At 60.5% G+C, this 1,388-nt stretch carries 1 protein-coding gene; it reads left to right on the forward strand.

The features are described from left to right. The first annotated feature begins 68 nt into the window (after positions 1-68). Positions 69-1,352, forward strand: coding sequence for an IS256 family transposase (locus ACZ3J7_RS41040; protein WP_209923685.1), 1,284 nt, complete (start codon positions 69-71; stop codon positions 1,350-1,352). Positions 1,353-1,388: the final 36 nt, after the last annotated feature.

Below are 1,388 nucleotides of genomic sequence, written 5' to 3' on the forward strand. Positions count from 1 at the left end.
GGGAGTGTTTCTTAAACGGTGTTTCGGCCCGACACGCTGGGTGAATGCCCGGCGAGAAGGGTGCCGTGATGACGACACTGGATGATGTGACGAAGAAGAAGTCGACACCACCGTCGGCCGAGGAGGCGGCGGCAGCGGAGCTCGTGCGCTTGGCGAGAGAGCAGGGCCTGTCGCTGACGGGCCCGGATGGGCTGCTCAAGCAGTTCACCAAGACGGTCCTGGAAACGGCATTGAACGAGGAGATGACCGAGCATCTCGGGCACGACAAGAACCAGGCCAACCCGGATCGGGCATCAACAAATATCCGCAACGGCACTCGGTCGAAGACGGTACTGACCGAGTCGACCGGGCAGGTCCCGATCGAAGTCCCCCGAGACCGCGAAGGGACGTTCGAACCGCAGATCGTCAAGAAGCGGCAGCGTCGGCTCAACGGCGTTGATGAGATCGTTTTATCGTTGTACGCCAAAGGGTTAACGACTGGGGAGATCAGCGCGCACTTCGCTGAAATCTACGGTGCATCGGTCTCGAAGGAGACGATTTCTCGGATCACCGACAAGGTGATCGAGGAGATGCAGGATTGGTCTGCACGTCCGCTCGATGAGGTGTACGCCGCGATCTTCATCGATGCCATCGTGGTCAAGATCCGCGACGGCCAGGTCGCGAACAGGCCGATCTACGCGGCCATCGGGGTGAGCCTGGACGGGCGCCGCGACGTGCTTGGTTTGTGGGCCGGCACGGGCGGCGAGGGCGCCAAGTTCTGGATGAGCGTGCTCACTGACATCCGTAACCGTGGCACCAAAGACGTTTTCTTTCTCGTCTGCGACGGTCTCAAGGGCCTGCCGGAGGTTGTCGAGCATGTGTGGCCGGCCACCACGGTCCAGACCTGTGTGGTGCACCTGATCCGCAACACCTTTCGGCTCTCGGCACGTCAGCACTGGGACGCACTGAAGCGGGAACTGAAGCCGATCTACACCGCGCCGAGTGAGGCAGCGGCGCGGGCTGCTTTCGACGACCTTGCCGAGAACTGGGGCAAGCGGTATCCGGCGATCATCCGGCTATGGGACAACGCGTGGGAGGAGTTCATCCCGTTCCTTGACTATGACACGGAGATACGTCGAGTCATATGCTCTACCAATTCTATTGAGTCGCTGAATGCGCGCTACCGGAGGGCGGTCAAAGCTCGCGGTCATTTCCCCAGCGAGCAAGCCGCGCTCAAATGTTTGTACCTGGTGACCCGTTCGCTGGACCCGACAGGCAAAGGTCAGGCACGATGGATCACACGGTGGAAACCCGCTCTCAATGCCTTCGCGATCACGTTCGCGGATCGTTGGCCCGGATCAGAAACCTACTGATGAAAACGGCCGAAACACCGTTAACGAGATAGTCCC

It is taken from the genome of Kitasatospora sp. NPDC015121, assembly GCF_055562955.1.

What these genes read in the sequence shown, in the direction of transcription:
- ACZ3J7_RS41040 (WP_209923685.1), top strand. Translation starts at nt 69, where the DNA reads ATGACGACACTGGATGATGTGACGAAGAAGAAGTCGACACCACCGTCG.